Raw genomic sequence first — 19195 nt, 5'->3', positions numbered from 1 at the left:
TGAGGGAGTGCGGAGGCCGGTGTGCCTGGTCTGCGGGCCGCGGCCGTCGCGGTTACGTTGGCGGCATGGCCGAAAACAGGGCATCGGTGTACGCAGAGGGCGTCCCCTGCTGGGTCGACGCGCAGCTTCGCGACGTCGAGGCGGGCAAGCGGTTCTACGGTGAACTTTTCGGCTGGACCTTCGAGGACGAGTGGTTCGGCTCCTTCACCGAGGCGCTGAAGGACGGGGAACCCGTGGCCGCCCTGGTCCGCAAGGTGGACGGGCGGCTGCCCACAGTCTGGACCGTGTACTTCGCGACCCCGGACGCCGCTGCGCTGGCCCGGCGCATCCGGTCGGCCGGCGGCCAGGTCGTCTCCGCGCCGGTGCCGGCCGGTGACCTGGGCGTCACCGCCCTGGTCACCGACCCGGAGGGGGCCGTCTTCGCCCTGTGGCAGCCGGACGAGCACCCCGGTTTCGGCAAGCGGCACGAGCCGGGCACCTTCGCCTGGGCCGAGCTGTACGCGCGGGACACCGAGGCGGCCAACGACTTCTACGGCGATCTCTTCCAGGAGGCCCTGTTCGGACCGGACGCCGAGCCCGACTTCGGCCGGGCCCCCGTCTCCGACCGTTTCCCGGCCGAGATGCCTCCCCACTTCCTCGTCCACTTCGCCGTCGAGGACGTACCGGCCGCGCTGGAGGACGTCACCCGGCTCGGCGGCCGTGTCCAGGTCCCGCCGTTCGAGAGCTCGTACGGCACGGTGGCCGTCGTCACGGACGATCAGGGGGCGTCCTTCGCGCTGCTGGGCCGCTGACCGGGCGCCTGACCGGGCTCCATATGGTCATCTTTTGTCCCTGTGTGTACAGAGACACCCCATTCGTCGCCGGGTTCGCCACCACGGCTTTGGCCAGGAAGAATCGGGGTGCGTGCCGCCATGGCGGTGCGGTGGTGAGACGCTGCACGGGGTCGCGTGGAACATGTGGCTTGGCGCGGCTCGTACGGGGAGGTGGCAGGCAGAGTGGTGGATCAGCTGACGCAGCACGATCCGCGGCGGATCGGGCCGTTCGAGGTGCTGGGACGGCTGGGTGCCGGCGGCATGGGGCTGGTCTATCTCGCGCGCTCGGCGTCGGGCCGGCGCGTGGCGATCAAGACCGTCCGCACGGAACTGGCCGAGGACCAGCTGTTCCGGGTCCGCTTCACGCGTGAGGTGGAGGCGGCCCGGGCGGTCTCCGGCTTCTACACGGCCGCGGTCGTGGACGCCGACCCGCGCGCCGCCGTGCCCTGGCTGGCCACCGCCTACGTCCCCGCGCCCTCCCTCGAGGAGATAGTGAACGACTGCGGGCCGATGCCGGCCCAGGCGGTGCGCTGGCTCGCGGCGGGCGTGGCCGAGGCGCTCCAGTCCATCCACGGCGCCGGGCTCGTCCACCGCGACCTCAAGCCCTCCAACGTCCTCGTCGTCGAGGACGGCCCCCGGGTGATCGACTTCGGTATCGCCTCCGGTGTATCGAACACACGTTTGACGATGACGAACGTCGCCGTCGGCACGCCCGCCTACATGTCCCCCGAGCAGGCCAAGGACTCCCGCAGCGTCACGGGCGCGTCCGACGTCTTCTCCCTCGGCTCCATGCTGGTCTTCGCCGCCACCGGACACCCGCCCTTCCACGGCGCCAACCCGGTCGAGACGGTCTTCATGCTGCTGCGCGAGGGCCCGGACCTGGAGGGCCTCCCGGAGGAGCTGCGTCCGCTCATCGAGTCCTGTATGCAGATGGAGGCGACGGGCCGACCCAACCCGGCCGACCTCCAGGCCCAGCTGGCCCCCCACCTCTTCGGCTCCGGCTCCGACGACAGCGGCACCGCCTCCGCGTGGCTGCCCGAGCGGGCCGTGGGCCTGATCGAGTCCCGCCGCAACGGCCGCCCGGCCGGCAAGCCCGCCCCCGGCGCCGGCCGCAGCGGCGGCGGACGCCCCGCCCCGGTCCCGGCCCCCGGCCCGGCGCCCGTCCCGCCCCCGCCCTCGCACGACCCCGTCGTCCCGGCGCCCGCCTCCGTGGCCGCGTCGGTGGTGGCCCCCGTGGGCCCCGACACCGGCCCCGTCCGGCTGGCCGGCGCCCAGGTGCCCATCGGCCCGGGCCCGCGCGTCGCCGACGTCCGTGCCGCCGCCGTCAAGGCACCCCCTCCGGAGACCGCCCTCACCGCCTCCTGGTCCAAGCCCCGCCCCGGCGTCAACGGCACCGGCCCCGCCGTCGGCCCCGCCGTCGCCGCGCCCCCGGCCCCCATCGCACCGCCCGAGGCGAGCGGCTGGCGGCCCTGGCGCTTCCGCATGTCGAACGACGTCTGGGGCACCCCCTCCGTCGACGGCGACCTCGTCTACGTCACCTCCTTCGAGGTGCACGCCCTGGACGTGGGCACCGGCCGCCGCCGCTTCAAGACCCGGGACGTCGCCTGGTCCATGGCGGTCGCGGACGGCCGTATCCACGCCTCCGACGGGCCCACCCTGTTCGCCCTGGACGCCCGTGAGGGCGCCGACCTGTGGCGCCTGCAGACGGACGCCTGGGTCTACGCGCTCCAGGCCGGCCGCGGCACCGTCGTCACCGGCACCCGGGGCGGCGGCGTCCAGGGCTGGGAGGCCTCGGGCGGCCAGAAGCTCTGGGAGATCACCGGCTGCCAGACCGACTTCGAGTCCCCCGAGGCCGGACCCGCCCTGCACGACGGCACGGTCTACGTGTGGCAGGACGCGCGGCTGCGCGCCCTGGACGCCCGCACCGGCGACGAGCGCTGGTCGTACCCGATCGGCGACGCGGCCTCCTGCGGCGGCGTCCCGGTCCGGGTCACCCCGGCGGCCGACGGATACGTGTACGTCTGCGCGGGCACCCGGGTCCTGGCCCTCGACGTGGCCGGCGGCCATGTGAAGTGGCACTTCGAGGCCCCGGCGGTCTTCCTCTCCCCGCCCACCTTCGTCCCCGGCCCGGCCGTCACCGGCGGCGGCATCTACCTCGCCGACTACCTCGGCACGGTCTACGCCCTCGACGCCACCGACGGCCGCGACCGCTGGCGCATCGCCACCGAGTCCCGCGCCTCCGTCGAGCCCGTCCTGGTCGCCGCCGGCCATGTCCACGTGGGCAGCGGCAAGGGCCTCTACACCCTGGACGCGGTCACCGGCACGCCCAAGTGGCGCTTCCAGGCGGGCGGCGACATCGTGGGCGCCCCCTCGGTGGCCGAGGGCCGCATCCACTTCGGCTCCACCGACCATCTCCTCTACACCCTCAAGGCCGACGACGGCCGGCTCCGCTGGAAGCTCGCCACCGGCGGCGAGATCACCGGCTCCCCGGTCGTCCAGGACGGGGTGGTGTACGCGTGCAGCAAGGACCGCTGCGTGTACGCGCTGGACGCGGAGAAGGGCACGGGCACGGCGCGCACCGCGTGACGCGCCCGGGACGGCCGTCGTACCGGTGCACGGAAGGGTTCCAGACGGCGGCCGTCGCTCAGGGGAGCGGTTCGCTTCGGGAAGCGACGGCCGTCGTACCGGTGCACGGAAGGGTTCCAGACGGCGGCCGTCGCTCAGGGGAGCGGTTCGCTTCGGGAAGCGGGCCGATCACCGCTCTCACCCGATCACCGCTCTCACCCGAGACGCTACGCCGGGTACGCGCCGGTCGCCACGCAGTGACATGACCGTGACAGGTGATCGCTAGGGTTTCGGCCATGCAGATACGGGGACGCAGGCTCAAATTCACCGCGGTGCTGGTCTTGGTGGTACTCGCACTGACCGGCTTCTCGACCGGCCGGGGCCGGGGCGGCAGCCACGGTCACGGCGGCAGCAGCGGCGGAGGCGGTTGCAGCAGTTCCAGCCAGAACCACGACAGTTCGAGGTCGTCGACGTCGGGTGGCGGCTCGTACGGCTCCAGCGGAGGGTCCTACGACTCGGACGACGACTCCTACGGGAGCAGCGGCGGCGGCAGCTCCTACACCCGCAGGCCGGACTACGGCTCCACGCCGACGTCCTCCTCCGGATCCGGCAGCCGCAAGGCGCTGCGGGACGGCACGGCGAAGCTGGTGAGCTGCGCGACCCCGGCCCGGCCGTACGCGACCGTCGAGGTCGGCAACCCCAACGGCCGCGAGGCCGACTTCTCCGTCTCGGTCACCTTCGAGGACGCCCAGGGCATCACCGTCGTCGACCGCTACGGGGACGTCACAGTCCCCGCGAACGGCAAGGCCACCGTCGACGTCCGGGTGGGCGCCGCGGGCCTGGTGGACTCGGTCGACCACTGCGAGGTCGACCGCCAGGCCCTCGTCGACGACTGACGAGCCGGTCGGCTGACGGGCTCAGCCCCGCAGTTCCGTCAGGAAGTCGATCAGTACCTCGTTCACCTCGGCGGGCCGCTCCTGTTGCGTCCAGTGACCGCAGCCCGGCAGCACGACCGGCTTGCGCCGCAGGTTCGGCATCAACTCGGGCAGCGCCTCGATCAGTTCCGGCGTCCCCGGGAAGGCCGGGACCAGGTCGCGGTCGCCGTACACGTACAGCGCGGGCGGGGACACCACCGCGCCCTGCCACGGGGCCGTCAGCTCCCAGTTGCGGTCCAGGTTGCGGTACCAGTTCAGTGCGCCCGTGAAGCCCGGCTCGAAGCTCTCGGTGAGGGTGTCGAGGTCCGCCTCGGTGAGCCAGTCGGGCAGCACCTCGGGGTTCGGGGAGTCCGCGAGCCAGCCGCGCCCCAGGTCCTCGACCAGGGCCTGCTCCGGGCGCCCGGCGTCGGGCGCGTCACCGGAGGCGGAGTACAGCAGCTTGCGCAGGGCGGTGCGGGTGTCGGCGGCGAACTCGGCGTCCGCGACGCCGGGCTGCTCGAAGTAGTTCCAGTAGAAGTGCCCACCGAACCGCTCCCGCATGGTCTTCAGCGGCGGCTGCCCACCCCGGAAGGGCGGCGGCACGCTCAGCCCCGCCACCCCGCGCACCACGTCGGGCCGCAGCAGCGCGGTGTGCCAGGCCACCGGCGCCCCCCAGTCGTGCCCGACGACGAACGCCTGCTCCTCGCCCAGCGCGTGGATCAGCCCGACCACATCGCCCACCAGATGGAAGATGCTGTACGCGGACACGTCCTCGGGGCGGTCACTGCCGCCGTACCCGCGCTGGTCGGGCGCGACCACCCGGAAGCCGGCCTCGGCCAGCGGACCGAACTGGTGCCGCCAGGAGTGCCAGGACTCCGGGAAACCGTGCAGCAGCACCACGAGCGGGCCCTCGCCCTGCTCCGCGATGTGCAGTTGTATGCCGTTCACGTCGATCATCCGATGCTCAACCACGGGACGAGCATACGCGTGTATGAGTAAACGACTTTTACTACCGCAACCGGTGTGCACGCCCCCGCCCGGCGAACAGCCGGGCCTGCCGCTCATCCGCCGCGTTCCCGAGCGCGATGAGATGCGGCGCCTGCGCGAACCCCTGCTCCCGCCCCGCCGCATGCGCGGCCCACAGCGCCCGCACCGTGCCCTGCACGGCCTCCGTCGGATGCCCGGCGATCACGGCCGCACACGCGATCGCCGCCGCCGGTGCCCCGCCCTCCGGCGCGAGTTCGGACACCAGCCCGACCTCGTACGCCCGTCGCGCCGAGATCCGCTCCGCCGTCCCCGTCAACGCCATCCGCGCGACCTCCCCGTAGGGCATGCGCTGCGCCATGAGGACGGATTCGTAGGCGCTGACCATGCCGTAGCTGGTGTGAGGGTCGAAGAAGGAGGCGGTGGTGTCGGCGACGATGAACTCCGCCTCGCCGAGCAGATAGAAGGCGCCCCCGCAGGCCATCCCGCGCACCGCGGCGACGACCGGTTTCCACAGGTCGTTCGCCTTCGGCCCGATCCCGAGCAGCGGATCGTCCTGCGCGAACGGCGAGTTCGGCTGCGGCACCACGGCGTCCCGGTCGATGCCGGTGCAGAAGGCGCGCTCCCCGGCCCCCGTGAGCACGACGGCCCGGACGGTGTCGTCGAACCGCAACTCCCGCCAGACGGAGGCGAGTCGGTCAGCCATGTCGAGGTCGATCGCGTTGAGCCGGCCGGGCCGGTTCAGGGTGACGACGGCGACCCCGCTGTCCTTGTCGGCGCTGACGAGCACACTGCTCATGACCGCTCCAGGACCCACGCGGGCAGGCCATCACCGAGAACGGCCCGCACCCGGGCACCGATGCGGAGCCGTTCGGCGGGCACGGAGTCGATCGCCGCGCCGGGCTCCGCGACCAGATTGCCGACGAGCCGGACGCGCGGCGCCTCGTCCAGCTCGACGACGACCACGTTGTACGGCGCCAGCTCCGAATAGCCGGGCAGCAGCGGCGGATGCGGAACGACGTACGACCAGACCCGGCCGCCCCCCGAGACCCGGCGCCACTCGGACGCGAAGGACTGGCAGTGCGGGCAGCACGGCCGGGGCGGGAAGCGGAGTTCGCCGCAGCCGGAGCAGGCCTGGACACGGAGCTCGCCCCGGGCGGCGTACTCCCAGAAGGGAGTGCCGTCGGGGTCGGTGACGGGACGCAGCATCTCAACTCCTCAGCAGAAGGGCGGAGGTCGGCACCCCTTCACCCGCCGTGACCAGACAGGTTGAGGCCCCCGGGACCTGCGCGGTACTGGTCCCGCGCAGCTGCTTCACCCCTTCGTTGATGAGGTTGAAGCCGTGCACATAGGCCTCGGACAGCCCGCCCCCGCCGGTGTTCACGGGCAGCAGCCCGCCGGTCTCCAGCGCGCCGCCCTCGGTGAACGCCCCGCCCTCACCGCGCCCGCAGAAGCCGTAACCCTCCAGGGAGAGCAGCACCAGGGGCGTGAAGGCGTCGTAGATCTGGGCGACGTCCACGTCCTCGGGGGCCAGGTCGGAGTGCTTCCACAGATGCCGGGCGGCATTCCAGGCGGGGCCGGTGAGGGGGTCGTCGTTCCAGTAGTTGACCATGCCGTGGTGCTGGGCGGGGAGCGACTGGGCGGCGGAGTGGACGTAGACGGGTTTCCTGCGGCAGTCCCGGGCCCGCTCGGCGGAGACGACGACACAGGCCAGCGCCCCGTCGGTCTCCAGGCAGTTGTCGAAGAGGCAGAGCGGCTCGCTGACCCAGCGGGACGTCATGTACATCTCGCGGGTGAGGGGCCGGTCGTACATGATCGCGGCGGGGTTCTGGTTGGCGCGGTTGCGGCAGGCCAGGGCGACGTTGAACAGGTGGTCGCGGGTCGCCCCGTACTCGTGCATGTAGCGCCGGGCGAGCATGGCGATCTCGTCGACGGGCCTGAGCAGCCCGTACGGCCGGGTCCACTGGGCCGGAGTCGGGAGCTGGGCAGCGGTGTTGGTCCAGGGCCGGGGCCCGCTGCCCCGCTTGCGTGACCGCCAGGCGATCCCGACGCTCGCCTGCCCGGCCGCGATCGCGGCGGCGAGATGGGCGACGGTGGCACACGAACCACCGCCTCCGAAGCCGACCTTGCTGAAGAAGGTGAGGTCCCCGAAGCCGCAGGCCTTGGCCAGCTCGACCTCGTCCGTCTCCTCCATGGTGTAGGAGGCGAGGGCGTCGACCTCGCCGGGCGCGATCCCGGCGTCGTCGAGGGCGGCCAGCACGGCCCGGCAGGCCAGGGTGCGTTCGTCCTCGGGGAGTTGCTTGGCGAAGGGGGTCTGGCCTGTCCCGACGATAGCGGTGGCGTCCTTGAGGCTCCCCGATCCTGCTGGCATGGTGCGCGCACCTCCGGGCCCGAACGACAGTCGCTGACAGGTCGTCAGATTACAGCTAATCTGACGGGCAGTCAGCTATGAGGTCAGCTATGAGGTCAGCTGTGAGGGCCGGCTACTGCTGGAGGCGTGCGGTGCGAGCGGATACGGCATGGGAGAGCGTTCCGGACCTGGTCCGGTCGGCGGCCGAGCGGTACGCGGACGTCGAGGCGGTCGTCGAGGGCCGCACCCGGATCACCTACGCGGAACTGGGCGCACGCGTGGAACGCGCCGCCGCGGCCTGCCTCGCGAACGGGGTCGGCCCGGGCGACCGGGTCGCCGTCTGGGCGCCCAACACCCTCGACTGGATCGTGGCGGCCCTGGGCGCGGTCTCGGCCGGAGGGGTCCTCGTCCCGCTCAACACCCGCTTCAAGGGCGCCGAGGCGGCGGACGTCCTGCGGCGCGCCGGGGCGCGGCTGCTGTTCGTGACGGGCACGTTCCTCGGCACCTCGTACGTGGCCTCGCTGCGCCGGGCGGCGGGGGAGGGCCCGGGCACCGGCCCGCTGCCCGGCCTGCCCGCCCTGGAGCGCGTGGTCGTACTCTCCGAGGACGCCCCCGCCGACTTCCTCACCTGGAAGGACTTCCTGGCGAGCGGGGAGGGGGTCGGGCAGGCGGACGTACGGGACCGGGCAGGGGCGATACAGGCCTCCTGGCCCTCGGACATCATCTTCACCTCGGGCACGACGGGACGCCCCAAGGGCGCGGTCATCACCCACGCGCAGACGCTGCGGGCGTACGACATCTGGAGCGAGCTGGCGGGCCTGGCCGAAGGCGACCGGTACCTCATCGTCAACCCCTTCTTCCACACCTTCGGCTACAAGGCCGGGGTCCTCGCCTGCCTGATGCGGGGCGCGACGATGATCCCCCAGCCGGTGTTCGGCGTGAACACGGTCCTGGCCAACATCGCCGCGGAACGCGTCTCCGTACTCCCCGGCCCACCGACCCTCCTCCAGTCCCTCCTGGACCACCCGGCCCGCGACGCGCACGACCTCTCCGCACTGCGCCTGGTGGTGACGGGAGCGGCGGTGGTGCCGCTGCGGCTCGTCGAGCGCCTGCGCGCCGAACTCGGCATCGGCACGGTCCTGACCGCGTACGGCCTCTCCGAAGCGAGCGGCGTCGTCACGATGTGCCGGCGCGGCGACGACCCGGCGGTGATCGCGTCGACGTCGGGCCGGGCGATCCCCGGCACGGAGGTACGGGTCGTCGGCCCCGAGGGCGGGTCGCTGGGCCCCGAAGCGCCGGGCGAGGTCCTGGTCCGCGGCTTCAACGTGATGACCGGCTACTACGAGGACGCCCCGGCCACCGCCGAGGTGCTCTCGGAGGACGGCTGGCTGCGCACGGGCGACATCGGCGTCCTGGACATCGAGGGCAACCTGCGCATCACCGACCGCCTCAAGGACATGTTCATCGTCGGCGGCTTCAACGCCTACCCCGCCGAGATAGAGCAGCTCCTCGGCCTCCACCCGGACGTGGCCGACGTGGCCGTGATCGGCGTACCCGACGCCCGGCTCGGGGAGGTCGGCAGGGCGTATGTCGTGCGGCGCCCGGGGGCGTTGGTCACGGCCGACGACCTGATCGCCTGGTCACGCCGGGAGATGGCGAACTACAAGGTCCCGCGGTCGGTGGAGTTCGTGGCGGAACTGCCGAGGAACGCGAGCGGGAAGGTGGTGAAGGGGGCGCTGCGGGCTCAGGAGCCGGCCGGCGGCAGGGCCGGGGTCCCGGTGACGGACATGACGAGGGAGTAGAGGGTGGTGTCGGCGGCGATGAACATCCGGTTCCGCCGGGCGCCGCCGAACCGGATGTTGGCGACGGTGCCGGGTACCAGGACACGGCCGAGGAGGGTGCCGTCGGGGTCGTAGCAGTGCACACCCCCGTGCATGGCGCCGGCCCAGAGCCGCCCCGCGTCGTCGAACCGGATGTTGTCGAAGCTGCCGTTCGCGCACTCGGCGAACACCTCGCCGCCGGTCAGGCCGGCCCCGTCGTCCTGGACGTCGAAGACGCGGATGTGGTTGGCGAGGCTGTCCGACACGTACAGCCGGTTCTCGCCGGGGCCGAACACGAGCCCGTTGGGGCCCTGGAACCCGTCGGCGACCAGCCGCACCTCACCGCTGCCCGGGTCGACGCGGTAGACGTTCCTGGCGCCGATCTCGCTCTCGCCCCGGTGCCCCTCGTAGTCGCTGGAGATCCCGAACTCGGGGTCGGAGAACCACACCGACCCGTCGGACTTCACGACTGCGTCATTCGGGCTGTTGAGCCGCTTCCCCCGGAACCGCTCGGCGATCACGGTGACCGAACCGTCGTGCTCGGTCCGGGTCACGCGCCGATTCCCCTGCTCACAGGTGATGAGCCGGCCCTGCCCGTCCAGGGTGTTGCCGTTCGGGTACCCGGCCGGTGAGCGGAAGACCCCGACGGCCCCGGTGGTCTCGTCCCACCGCAGCAGCCGGTCGTTGGGAATGTCGCTCCAGAGCAGATACCGCCCCGCGGGCACATACACCGGCCCCTCGGCCCACCGGCACCCCTCGTACAACACCTCCAGCCGCGAGTCCCCGGCCTGACACCGGCCCGTCCGGAACCGCTCGTCGAGGGTCTCGTAGAGGTGGGGTTGCTCGCCGGGCATGGGGCCGCCTTCACGTCTGAGCCGACTGGGGATCTGCCGGACCCACTATCGCGCGCGGCGGCGGCCCGTGTCCGCACTGACACCCGACGGCCGGAGTCGCACGGGCCTCCGCCAGGACGGGGACGCCCAGGAGCGGTATGGTAAGTGGTATGGCAACGAAGAAGTACACCGTTACGCTGCCGGAGGAGCTTGCCGAGGAGATCCGGCAGGACGTCGGGCCCGGCGGCTTCAGTGCCTACGTCACACGGGCCATAGAGCGCCAGCGTGAGCGGGACCGGCTCGGTGAGCTGGTGTCCTGGTTGGAGGGGGAACACGGCTCCGTCACCGACGACGAGCGCGCGGCGGCCGAGGCTGAGCGCAGGGAGTTCGAGCGCCACTTCGCGGAGCGGGATGCTGCGGCCGACGGACAGCGTTGGAGGGCGAGCTGATGGTGCCGTCCTGCTACGTGCTGGACTGCGAGGCGCTGTCACGAGCCGTACTGGGTGATCGGGCGATGCTCGCCCGACTCAAGGACGCCCACAGTTCCGGCATCCGCGTCGTCACCAGCTCCATGACGCTGATCGAGGCCTACCACGGCCGGGTGCAGCGTGCTGCCTGGGCGTTGGCCATGTCGCGTGTCGTGGTGGAACCCGTGACGCGGGAGATCGCCGACGCCGCTGTCACGCTGCTCCAGGACACGGGGCTGCACGGTCACAAGTACGCGATCGACGCGGCCCTGGCGGTGATCGCGGGGCGGCAGCCCGGGGGCGTGGTGCTCTTCACGTCCGATGAGGACGACATGGGAAAGCTGTGCGGGGCGAGCGTGCGGGTCGTCGCCTTGTGACGGGACCCCGTTCGCGCCACCCGCGCGTCCACCGGACATGCATCGGCCGCGACGGCTCCCCCTCCGCGCCGCCGCGGCCGAACCCCGTGTGGGAGTGGCTTACTTCGTCGGCTTGAAGGGCTCCGACGTCGCGTGCAGGTCCTTCGTCTCGAGCGGCTCGTCGGTCGCGTGCAGATCCTGCTTCTTCACGGCGCCCTCGTCCGTGGCGTGCAGGTCCTCCGTCGACACCTCGCCGGCCTTCGCGTCCGTCGCGTGCAGGTCCTGCGGCTTGAGCTCGTCGCCCATGATCGTCAACTCTCCTTGGCGTGGGTCGAGTAGTGAGGTGCGCGGGCCCGCCCGGTCACTCCCCCGAGTCCGACCGGACGGGCCCACCTGGGCCGCTCACCCTAATTCGCCGGTGCGCGGCTCAGTGCAGTGACCCGTCTGCCCCCCGACGCGACGGATCGACTACGTCCAGCTTGGCGTGCGGCGATAAACGAATGATGAACGCGGCCGGCCGGCCCCGGGAGCCGTCGTCAGGCCGCCTGCACCGGGGACAGCAGCGCGCGTACCTCGGCGGCCTCGGGAGAGCCCAGCTCCTCGTAGATCCCGGCGGCTTCCTGCCAGCAGACCTGGGCCCTGCCCGTCTGCCCGATGCCGCTGAGCGCGCGGCCGAGGACGGTGAGGACGTTGCCGCGCCGCCACTCCCCGCCGATGCCGCGCAGCACGGTGAGGGCCATCTCGGCGTTCGAGGCGGCCTGCGCGGGGCGCCGGGCGGCGAGGTCCAGCTCGGCCAGCCGGAACAGGCTCATGCCCTCCCAGAGGCGCTGCCTGCTGTCGCGGAACACCTCCAGCGCCTCCTGGAGCCGGTCGGCCGCGCTGCCCAGTTCGCCGCTCTGGGTGAGGGCGAGGCCGAGGGCGTAGCGGGCGTTGGCCCCGCGCATGGAGTTGCCCATGGCGTCGTAGATGGCGATGCCCTGCTGGGCCAGCGCGACCGCGCTCTGGGTCCGCCCGGTCGCGAGATGGATCCGGGACAGGTTGCACAGCGCGGCGGCCTCGCCCGGACTGTTCCCCAGGGCCCGGAAGTGCTCGATGGCCCGGGAGAGGTGCTGCTCACCATCTTCGTGGCGGTTCTGGTACAGCGCGATGATGCCGCGGGCGTTGCTCGCCCAGCAGACGGTGAACAAGTCGTCGGCCTCCTGCGCGAGGAGGATGGCCTGTTCCGCTTCCTGGTCGGCTCGTGCGAAACGGCCCCCCACGTGGTGGGCGTTGACGAGCGTCGTCAGGGCCCGGGCCTCCGCCCGCGCGAGGCCGAACTGCCGGGCCGCGCCCAGGAGGGCCTCGGCCGTCGTCTCGTACTCCCTGGAGTTGGCGCCCGACTCGGAGAGGTCGTGCGCGGCCCACAGCAGATCGATCGCCCGGGGAAGGGTCTCCGGCTGTCCCGCGCACTGCCGTACGCACGCGAGGAGGCAGACGGCCTCCGCATACAGCCAGTCCTGCGCGGCATGCCGGTTCTCGAAGTGCAGCCCCGGACAGGACGCCGGCTCCAGATGGTCCACCAGCCGGTCACCCGGCCGTTCGATCGCGTAGACAGCGGTGGCGGACGCCAGATAGAAGTCCAGCAGTCGCGACACCGCCGAAGCCCGCTCGCTCGGCGGGAGTTCGTCCCTTTCCGCGCAGGCACGCGCGTAGAGCCGCACCAGATCGTGGAAGCGGTAGCGGCCGGGGGCCGCCGACTCCAGCAGGGACGTGTCGACGAGGGACTCCAGGAGGTCCTCCGTGTCCTCCACGGGCAGGTCCAGGACCGCGGCCGCGGCCGGGAGGGACATGTCCGGGCCGTCGGCCAGGCCCAGCAGACGGAAGGCGCGGGCCTGGGCGGGCTCCAGCTGGCCGTATCCCAGCTCGAAGGTGGCCTTCACGGCGAGGTCGCCGGCCTGGAGTTCGTCCAGGCGGCGGCGTTCGTCGGCGAGCTTCGCCGCGAGGACCGACACCGTCCAGGTGCGGCGGGCCGCCAGGCGGGACGCCGCGATGCGGATCGCCAGCGGCAGGAACCCGCAGGCCGCCACCACGTCCAGGGCCGCCTTCCGCTCGGACGCCACCCGCTCCTCGCCGACGATCTTCGTGAAGAGCGCCAGTGCCTCGTCCGGGGACATCACGTCCAGGTCGATCAGGTGGGCGCCCGCCAGGTCCACCATCCGCACCCGGGAGGTGATCAGCGCGGCGCAGCCGTCCGTGCCGGGCAGCAGGGGGCGGATCTGTGCGGCGTCGCGGGCGTTGTCCAGCAGCACCAGCACGCGGCGGCCGGCCAGGACCGAGCGGTAGAGCGCGGCCCGCTCCTCCAGGGAGTCGGGGATCGCCGAGTCGGCCGTGCCGAGCGCGCGCAGGAACGAGCCGAGGACCGTCTCCGGCTCCGCCGACCGGGCGCCCGCGCCCTGGAGGTCGACGTACAGCTGCCCGTCCGGGAACGCCGAGCGCGCCTGGTGGGCCACGTGCACGGCGAGGGTCGTCTTGCCGACGCCGCCGATGCCGGCCAGGGCCGATACCGCCATGACTCGGCCCTCGGCGGCGGTCAGGATCTCGCCGAGATCGCGGACGAAGGCGGCGCGGCCGGTGAAGTCCGGCACCTTCGCGGGCAGTTGTGCCGGGCGGACCGGGACGGAGGCGGGTTCCGGGGACGGGGAGGAGGGCTCGGCCAGGCCCGGGTCGGCTTGCAGGATGCGCTGCTGCAGGTCGCTCAGGCCGGGGCGCGGGTCCACGCCCAGTTCGTCGGCGAGCAGGCGCCGCGTGTCGGCGTACACCGCGAGGGCCTCCGCCTGACGGCCGCTGCGGTACAGCGCCAGCATCAGCAGCTCGCGGAGCCGCTCGCGCAGGGGATGGTCGGCGGTGAGGGCCGTGAGCTCCGAGACGGCCTCCGCGTGGCAGCCCTGCTCCAGGTCCATGTCCAGCCGGGACTCGAGGAGCTGGAGCCGCCACTCCTCCAGGCGGACGCGCTGGGCCTCCGCGTGCGGGCCCGGCACACCCGCCAGCGTCTCCCCGTCCCACAGGGCGAGGGCGCGCCGCAGGGTCTCGCGGGCGTGGCAGAGGTCGCCCGCCGACCTGGCCTTCTCCGCCCCGGTCGCGAGGTCCTGGGCGACGGCCAGGTCGAGGGCGCCGTCGGCGAGGCCGCGTACCGCGTAGCCGCCGGACTCACTGACCAGGACGCCCGGGTCCAGCACCTTGCGCAGGCGGGAGGCGTACGTCCGCAGCGCCGCCAGGGCCTGCGAGGGCGGTTCCTCGCCCCACAGCGCGTCGATCAGCTCGGCCGCCGTGGCCGTGCGGCCCTCGCGCAGCAGCAGGGCGGCGAGCAGGGCGCGTTGCTGGGGGGAGCCGGTGGTGATCGGCTCGTCGCCGCGCGAGGCGCGCACCGGCCCGAGCACGCTGAAGCGCAGCGTCGTCGAGGCCACCGGTTCTGCCGACGCCGCCGCCTTTGGTGACGTCGGTGGCTTCAGTGACTCCACCGGCTTCGGTGGCTTCGACGAAGAGTCGGGACGCCGCTGCTCCGGTACGCGCGGCACACCGTCCGGTACACCGTCCATGCAGTCCCCCTAGACATCCTGAGCAACCACGCCAGTCTGCCTTGTGCACGGCGGATACGTCAGCTGTGGGGGATACCGATCACAGGGCGGCGCACGGGGGTCCACAAGGTCCGCACACTCTCTTCGCACAAGTCCGTTCTCGGCGCGCAGATCCCGCCATCAAGGCTGGAATCAACTCCTGTCCACGTAGCTGACGACCCGTCAGATCAGCGCTACCGTGAGCGCCATGGACACCCACGACAGCTCGTTTCCGCTGATCATCTCCGTGGACGACCACACCGTGGAGCCCGCGACCGTCTGGCAGGACCGGCTTCCGGAGAAGTACCGGGGTGCCGGGCCCCGAGTCGTCCGTGCGCCGCTGAAGGAGATGACCTTCCTCGGCGGGCGCTTCAAGCCCGTGATGGGGCGTCCCGGCGACGACGGTCCGGTCGGGGACTGGTGGGTCTACGAGGACCTCCATCGGCCCCTGACCCGCCTCGACACCGCCGTGGGGTACGACAGGGACGAGATACGCCTCGAAGTCATCACGTACGAGCAGATGAGGCCCGGTTCCTACGACGTCCCGGCCCGCCTCGCCGACATGGACGTCAACCACGTCCAGTCCGCCCTGTGCTTCCCGACCTTCCCGCGCTTCTGCGGCCAGACCTTCACCGAGGCCAAGGACCACGAACTGGGCCTGCTCTGCGTCCGCGCCTACAACGACTGGATGCTGGAGGAGTGGTGTGGGCCCGAGGCGCGGGGGAGGCTCATCCCGCTCCCTCTCATCCCTCTCTGGGACGCCGAGCTCGCGGCGGCCGAGGTCCGGCGCAACGCGGCCCGCGGGGCCCGCGCCGTCGCCTTCTCCGAGATACCGCCGCATCTCGGGCTGCCCTCCATCCACACCGACGCCTGGGACCCCTTCCTCGCCGCGTGCGCCGAGACCGGCACGGTCATCGCCATGCACATCGGCTCCTCCAGCCGTATGCCCTCCACTTCCGCCGACGCCCCGCCCGCCGTCGGCTCCACCATCACCTACGCCAACTGCTGCTTCTCGATGGTCGACTGGCTGATGAGCGGCAAGTTCGAGCGGTTCCCCGGCCTCAAGGTCATGTACGCCGAGGGGCAGATCGGCTGGATCCCCTACATCCTGGAACGGGCCGACGTGGTGTGGGAGGAGAACCGGGCCTGGGGCGGCGTCGCCGACAAGGTGCACCGGCCGCCGTCGGAGCTGTTCGCCGAGCACGTCTACGGCTGCTTCTTCGACGACGCCTTCGGGCTGCGCAACCTCGACTCCATCGGCGTCGGCAACGTGCTCTACGAGACCGACTACCCGCACTCCGACAGCACCTGGCCCAAGTCCCGTGAGGTCGGCGAGGCGCAGATGGGGCATCTGGAGCCGGACGTGGTGGAGCGGATCGTACGGGGGAACGCCATCGAGCTGCTCGGACTCACCGACGAGGGTCTGTGGCCGGGCCCGGGCGGCGGCGGTGGTGCGCGGTGAGCCTGCGGTACGGGATGCAGCTTCCCGTCCAGTCCCAGAGCACCCTCTACGCGGAGGGCTGGGAGGCGGAGGCCGGACCGGAGGACCTGCTGGAGATCGCCCGCGCCGCTGACGGGGCCGGCTTCGCCTACCTCGCGAGCTGCGACCACGTCGGCATCCCGCGCAGGCTCGCCGCCGCGATGAGCACCGTCTGGTACGACCCCGTCGCCACGCTCTCCTTCCTCGCCGCCGCCACCGAACGCGTCCGGCTGCTCAGCCATGTCGCGATCGTCGGACTGCGGCACCCCCTGCTCACCGCCAAGCAGTACGCCACCCTCGACCACCTCAGCGGAGGCCGGCTGGTCCTGGGGGTCGGCGCCGGACACGTCCAGGAGGAGTTCGAGGCTTTGGGCGTGGACTTCCGGCAGCGCGGGGCCGTGCTCGACGAGTGCCTGGACGCCCTGCGCGCCGCCCTCGGACCGGAGGAGTTCCCCGAGCACCACGGCAAGCTGTACGACTTCGAGGGACTCGGGCAGAGGCCCCGGCCTGCGCAGGACCGCGTCCCCCTGTGGGTCGGGGGGTCCTCGCCCGCCGCCGTACGACGGGCCGCGCTCAAGGGCGACGGCTGGCTGCCGCAGGGGGACCCGAGGGATCGCCTGCCCGGCCAGATCGCACGGATCCGGGAGCTGCGCGAACAGGCCGACGTCCAGGGCGGATTCACTGTAGGCGCCATCACCGAGCCGCTGTACGTGGGCTCGCCCCGCTGGGACGTGGGCCGCAGGACCCTCACCGGGGGCTCGGAGGAGCTCGCCGAGTCGCTGCGTGCCTACCGGGCGATGGGCGTGCACCAGATCCAGGTGCGGTTCCGCAGCCGGAGCCGCACCGAACTCACCGACCAGATCGCGGCGTTCGGCGCCGAGGTCGCCCCCCACCTGTGAGGAGAGCCATGGGCAAGCTCGACGGACGGGTCGTCATCGTCACCGGCGCCGCGCGCGGCCAGGGCGAGCAGGAGGCCCGGCTGTTCGCCGCCGAGGGAGCGCGCGTGGTCGTCGCCGATGTACTGGACGACCAGGGCGAGGCCCTCGCCAAGGAGATCGGCGCCCGGTACGTCCATCTCGACGTGGGCCGGGAGGACGACTGGCAGACCGCCGTCGCCGCCGCCAAGGACACCTACGGTCATGTCGACGGGCTCGTCAACAACGCCGGCATCCTGCGCTTCGACTCCCTCCTCGACACACCCCTCGACGAGTTCATGCAGGTCGTCCAGGTCAACCAGGTGGGCTGCTTCCTCGGCATCAGGGCGGTCGCCCCGGAGATGGCCGACGGGGGCACGATCGTCAACACCTCCTCCTACACCGGCCTGACCGGAATGGCCGGGGTGGGCGCGTACGCGGCGAGCAAGCACGCCGTGGTCGGGCTGACCCGGGTCGCCGCGCTGGAGCTTGCGGGGCGGGGGATACGGGTCAACGCCGTATGCCCGGGCGCCATCGACACGGCGATGTCCAACCCGGCCCGGCTGGACCCGGACGCCGATCTGAAGGAGACGGCGAAGGGGGTCGACCGGCTCTACCGCAAGCTCGTGCCGCTGGGGCGGGTCGGGCAGCCGGAGGAGGTGGCCAGGCTCGCTCTGTTCCTGACCTCGGAGGACTCGTCGTACATCACGGGGCAGCCGTTCGTGATCGACGGCGGCTGGCTGGCCGGGGTCACGATCATCTGACGCCACTATCTGACGCTCCATCAGCTATTGACGCTCCCGGGGCGGGTGGAACAGTCGGAGTCATTCATCTGACGGATCGTCAGATAACCGGAACCGGTACAAGGGCGGTGAACCTCCTTGGAATTCGGCATCTTCGTACAGGGATACGTCGGCAAACGGGCCGAGACCGACCCGCTCGCGGAGCACAAGGCGCTGATGGAGGAGACCGAGTACGTCATCCAGGCGGACACGTCGGGCTTCAAGTACGCCTGGGCCTCCGAGCACCACTTCCTGGAGGAGTACTCGCACCTCTCCGCCAACGACGTCTTCCTCGGATACCTGGCGCACGCGACCGAGCGCATCCATCTGGGCTCGGGGATCTTCAACCCGCTCGCGCCGGTCAACCACCCGGTGAAGGTCGCCGAGAAGGTCGCCATGCTCGACCATCTCAGCGAGGGGCGGTTCGAGTTCGGCAGCGGGCGGGGGGCCGGATCGCACGAGATCCTCGGGTTCCTGCCGGGGATCACCGACATGAACCACACCAAGGAACTCTGGGAAGAGACCATCGCCGAGTTCCCCAAGATGTGGCTCCAGGACGAGTACGCCGGCTTCCAGGGCAAGCACTGGTCGCTGCCGCCGAGGAAGATCCTGCCGAAGCCGTACGGGAAGTCCCACCCGGCCATGTGGTACGCGGCCGGGTCGCCGCCGTCGTACGCCATGGCCGCGAAGAAGGGGCTCGGCGTGCTCGGCTTCAGCGTGCAGAAGGTCTCCGACATGGAGTGGGTGCTGGAGCAGTACAAGACGGCGATCGTGGACGCGGAGCCGGTCGGGGACTTCGTCAACGACAACGTGATGGTGACGACCACGGCGATCTGCGCGCCGACCCATGCGGAGGCCGTGCGGATCGCGGCGAGTGGGGGGCTCCACTACCTGCCCTCGCTGGTGTTCCGCTACCACGACACGTTTCCCCGGCCCGAGGGGTTCCCGGTGTGGCCCGAGACGCTGCCCGAGTACACCGAGGAGCTCGTGGAGGCGCTCATCGAGGAGGAGCTGCTGATCTGCGGGGATCCCGACGAGGTGCTGCGGCAGTGTGAGCGGTGGGAGCGGGCCGGGGCGGATCAGCTGAGTTTCGGGTTGCCGGTGGGGGTGCCGAAGGAGGAGACGTTGCAGACGATCCGGCTGGTCGGGGAGTACGTGATTCCGAAGATCGATACGGATCCTGTGCATCGGACTTCGCGGTTCCGGCAGGGGGTTTGAGCGTCGTTGGCGGGTGCGGGTTCGTGGGGGCTGGTCGCGCCCCCGCGGCCGAGCCGCACATCGACACAGCCCCGCGCCCCTAAGAGGGACATTTCGCTCAGGGAGTT

Annotated in this window: 17 protein-coding genes; 10 read left to right on the top strand and 7 right to left on the bottom strand. The window is 71.9% G+C overall.

Annotated features, from left to right (window positions below):
- The first annotated feature begins 65 nt into the window (after nt 1–65).
- The 3 genes from ACQEV8_RS19020 to ACQEV8_RS19010 all read left to right on the top strand — a co-directional run bounded on the left by ACQEV8_RS19020 (nt 66) and on the right by ACQEV8_RS19010 (nt 4273).
- On the top strand, nt 66–791 hold the full coding sequence (locus ACQEV8_RS19020) for a VOC family protein (protein ID WP_432961768.1): 726 nt from the start codon (nt 66–68) through the stop codon (nt 789–791).
- Between the two features lie 204 nt (nt 792–995).
- Nucleotides 996–3398, top strand: a complete 2403-nt coding sequence (locus ACQEV8_RS19015; RefSeq protein ID WP_432961766.1) for a PQQ-binding-like beta-propeller repeat protein — start codon at nt 996–998, stop codon at nt 3396–3398.
- Between the two features lie 275 nt (nt 3399–3673).
- Complete coding sequence (locus tag ACQEV8_RS19010; protein WP_432961764.1) at nt 3674–4273, top strand: hypothetical protein; 600 nt, start codon at nt 3674–3676, stop codon at nt 4271–4273.
- Nucleotides 4274–4294: 21 nt separating this feature from the next.
- Here ACQEV8_RS19010 and ACQEV8_RS19005 read toward each other — a convergent pair whose 3' ends face one another.
- The 4 genes from ACQEV8_RS19005 to ACQEV8_RS18990 are packed head-to-tail and all read right to left on the bottom strand — an operon-like array spanning nt 4295 to nt 7646.
- Nucleotides 4295–5248: an alpha/beta fold hydrolase gene (locus ACQEV8_RS19005; protein WP_432972797.1), complete on the bottom strand. Its 954-nt coding sequence runs from the start codon at nt 5246–5248 to the stop codon at nt 4295–4297.
- 52 nt (nt 5249–5300) lie between these two features.
- Nucleotides 5301–6074, bottom strand: coding sequence for an enoyl-CoA hydratase/isomerase family protein (locus ACQEV8_RS19000; protein WP_432961762.1), 774 nt, complete (start codon nt 6072–6074; stop codon nt 5301–5303).
- Complete coding sequence (locus tag ACQEV8_RS18995; protein ID WP_432961760.1) at nt 6071–6484, bottom strand: Zn-ribbon domain-containing OB-fold protein; 414 nt, start codon at nt 6482–6484, stop codon at nt 6071–6073. The genes ACQEV8_RS19000 and ACQEV8_RS18995 overlap by 4 nt, the downstream gene beginning before the upstream one ends.
- A 1-nt stretch (nt 6485) precedes the next feature.
- A complete protein-coding gene (locus tag ACQEV8_RS18990) occupies nt 6486–7646 on the bottom strand; it encodes a lipid-transfer protein (RefSeq protein WP_432961758.1) in 1161 nt (386 codons plus the stop codon).
- Nucleotides 7647–7777: 131 nt separating this feature from the next.
- Between ACQEV8_RS18990 and ACQEV8_RS18985 the strand changes: the two genes are divergently transcribed.
- Nucleotides 7778–9427: a FadD3 family acyl-CoA ligase gene (locus ACQEV8_RS18985; protein ID WP_432961756.1), complete on the top strand. Its 1650-nt coding sequence runs from the start codon at nt 7778–7780 to the stop codon at nt 9425–9427.
- On the opposite strand, the gene ACQEV8_RS18980 is transcribed toward ACQEV8_RS18985, so the two are convergent.
- Nucleotides 9370–10299 (bottom strand): SMP-30/gluconolactonase/LRE family protein, encoded by a 930-nt coding sequence (locus ACQEV8_RS18980; RefSeq protein WP_432961754.1) that lies wholly within the window; start codon nt 10297–10299, stop codon nt 9370–9372. The two genes, ACQEV8_RS18985 and ACQEV8_RS18980, sit on opposite strands and share 58 nt — an antisense overlap.
- A 149-nt stretch (nt 10300–10448) precedes the next feature.
- Here ACQEV8_RS18980 and ACQEV8_RS18975 point away from each other — a divergent pair, with 149 nt between their 5' ends.
- Together ACQEV8_RS18975 and ACQEV8_RS18970 are read left to right on the top strand one after the other, a co-directional pair.
- A complete protein-coding gene (locus ACQEV8_RS18975) occupies nt 10449–10727 on the top strand; it encodes a hypothetical protein (protein WP_432961752.1) in 279 nt (92 codons plus the stop codon).
- Nucleotides 10727–11122 carry a PIN domain-containing protein gene (locus ACQEV8_RS18970; RefSeq protein ID WP_432972794.1) on the top strand — a complete coding sequence of 132 codons (396 nt, stop codon included), beginning with the start codon at nt 10727–10729 and terminating at the stop codon, nt 11120–11122. Before ACQEV8_RS18975 ends, ACQEV8_RS18970 begins: the two co-directional genes overlap by 1 nt.
- A gap of 99 nt (nt 11123–11221) precedes the next feature.
- Here ACQEV8_RS18970 and ACQEV8_RS18965 read toward each other — a convergent pair whose 3' ends face one another.
- The gene (locus ACQEV8_RS18965; protein ID WP_189726957.1) at nt 11222–11407 is read right to left on the bottom strand and encodes a hypothetical protein; all 186 of its coding nucleotides are present in this window, start codon (nt 11405–11407) and stop codon (nt 11222–11224) included.
- A 230-nt stretch (nt 11408–11637) separates the two neighbouring features.
- Nucleotides 11638–14676 (bottom strand): BTAD domain-containing putative transcriptional regulator, encoded by a 3039-nt coding sequence (locus ACQEV8_RS18960; protein ID WP_432961750.1) that lies wholly within the window; start codon nt 14674–14676, stop codon nt 11638–11640.
- 226 nt (nt 14677–14902) lie between these two features.
- Between ACQEV8_RS18960 and ACQEV8_RS18955 the strand changes: the two genes are divergently transcribed.
- The 4 genes from ACQEV8_RS18955 to ACQEV8_RS18940 all read left to right on the top strand — a co-directional run bounded on the left by ACQEV8_RS18955 (nt 14903) and on the right by ACQEV8_RS18940 (nt 19088).
- Nucleotides 14903–16156, top strand: a complete 1254-nt coding sequence (locus ACQEV8_RS18955) for an amidohydrolase family protein (protein ID WP_432961748.1) — start codon at nt 14903–14905, stop codon at nt 16154–16156.
- A gap of 14 nt (nt 16157–16170) precedes the next feature.
- The gene (locus ACQEV8_RS18950) at nt 16171–17073 is read left to right on the top strand and encodes an LLM class F420-dependent oxidoreductase (protein WP_432961746.1); all 903 of its coding nucleotides are present in this window, start codon (nt 16171–16173) and stop codon (nt 17071–17073) included.
- An 8-nt stretch (nt 17074–17081) separates the two neighbouring features.
- Nucleotides 17082–17852 (top strand): SDR family NAD(P)-dependent oxidoreductase, encoded by a 771-nt coding sequence (locus tag ACQEV8_RS18945; RefSeq protein WP_432961744.1) that lies wholly within the window; start codon nt 17082–17084, stop codon nt 17850–17852.
- Between the two features lie 117 nt (nt 17853–17969).
- Nucleotides 17970–19088: an LLM class flavin-dependent oxidoreductase gene (locus ACQEV8_RS18940; protein ID WP_432961742.1), complete on the top strand. Its 1119-nt coding sequence runs from the start codon at nt 17970–17972 to the stop codon at nt 19086–19088.
- Nucleotides 19089–19195: the final 107 nt, after the last annotated feature.

Origin of the sequence: Streptomyces sp. CA-179760 (genome assembly GCF_050937045.1) — a bacterium.
GTDB lineage: Bacteria > Actinomycetota > Actinomycetes > Streptomycetales > Streptomycetaceae > Streptomyces.
This window is presented reverse-complemented; position numbering and strand designations above follow the sequence as displayed.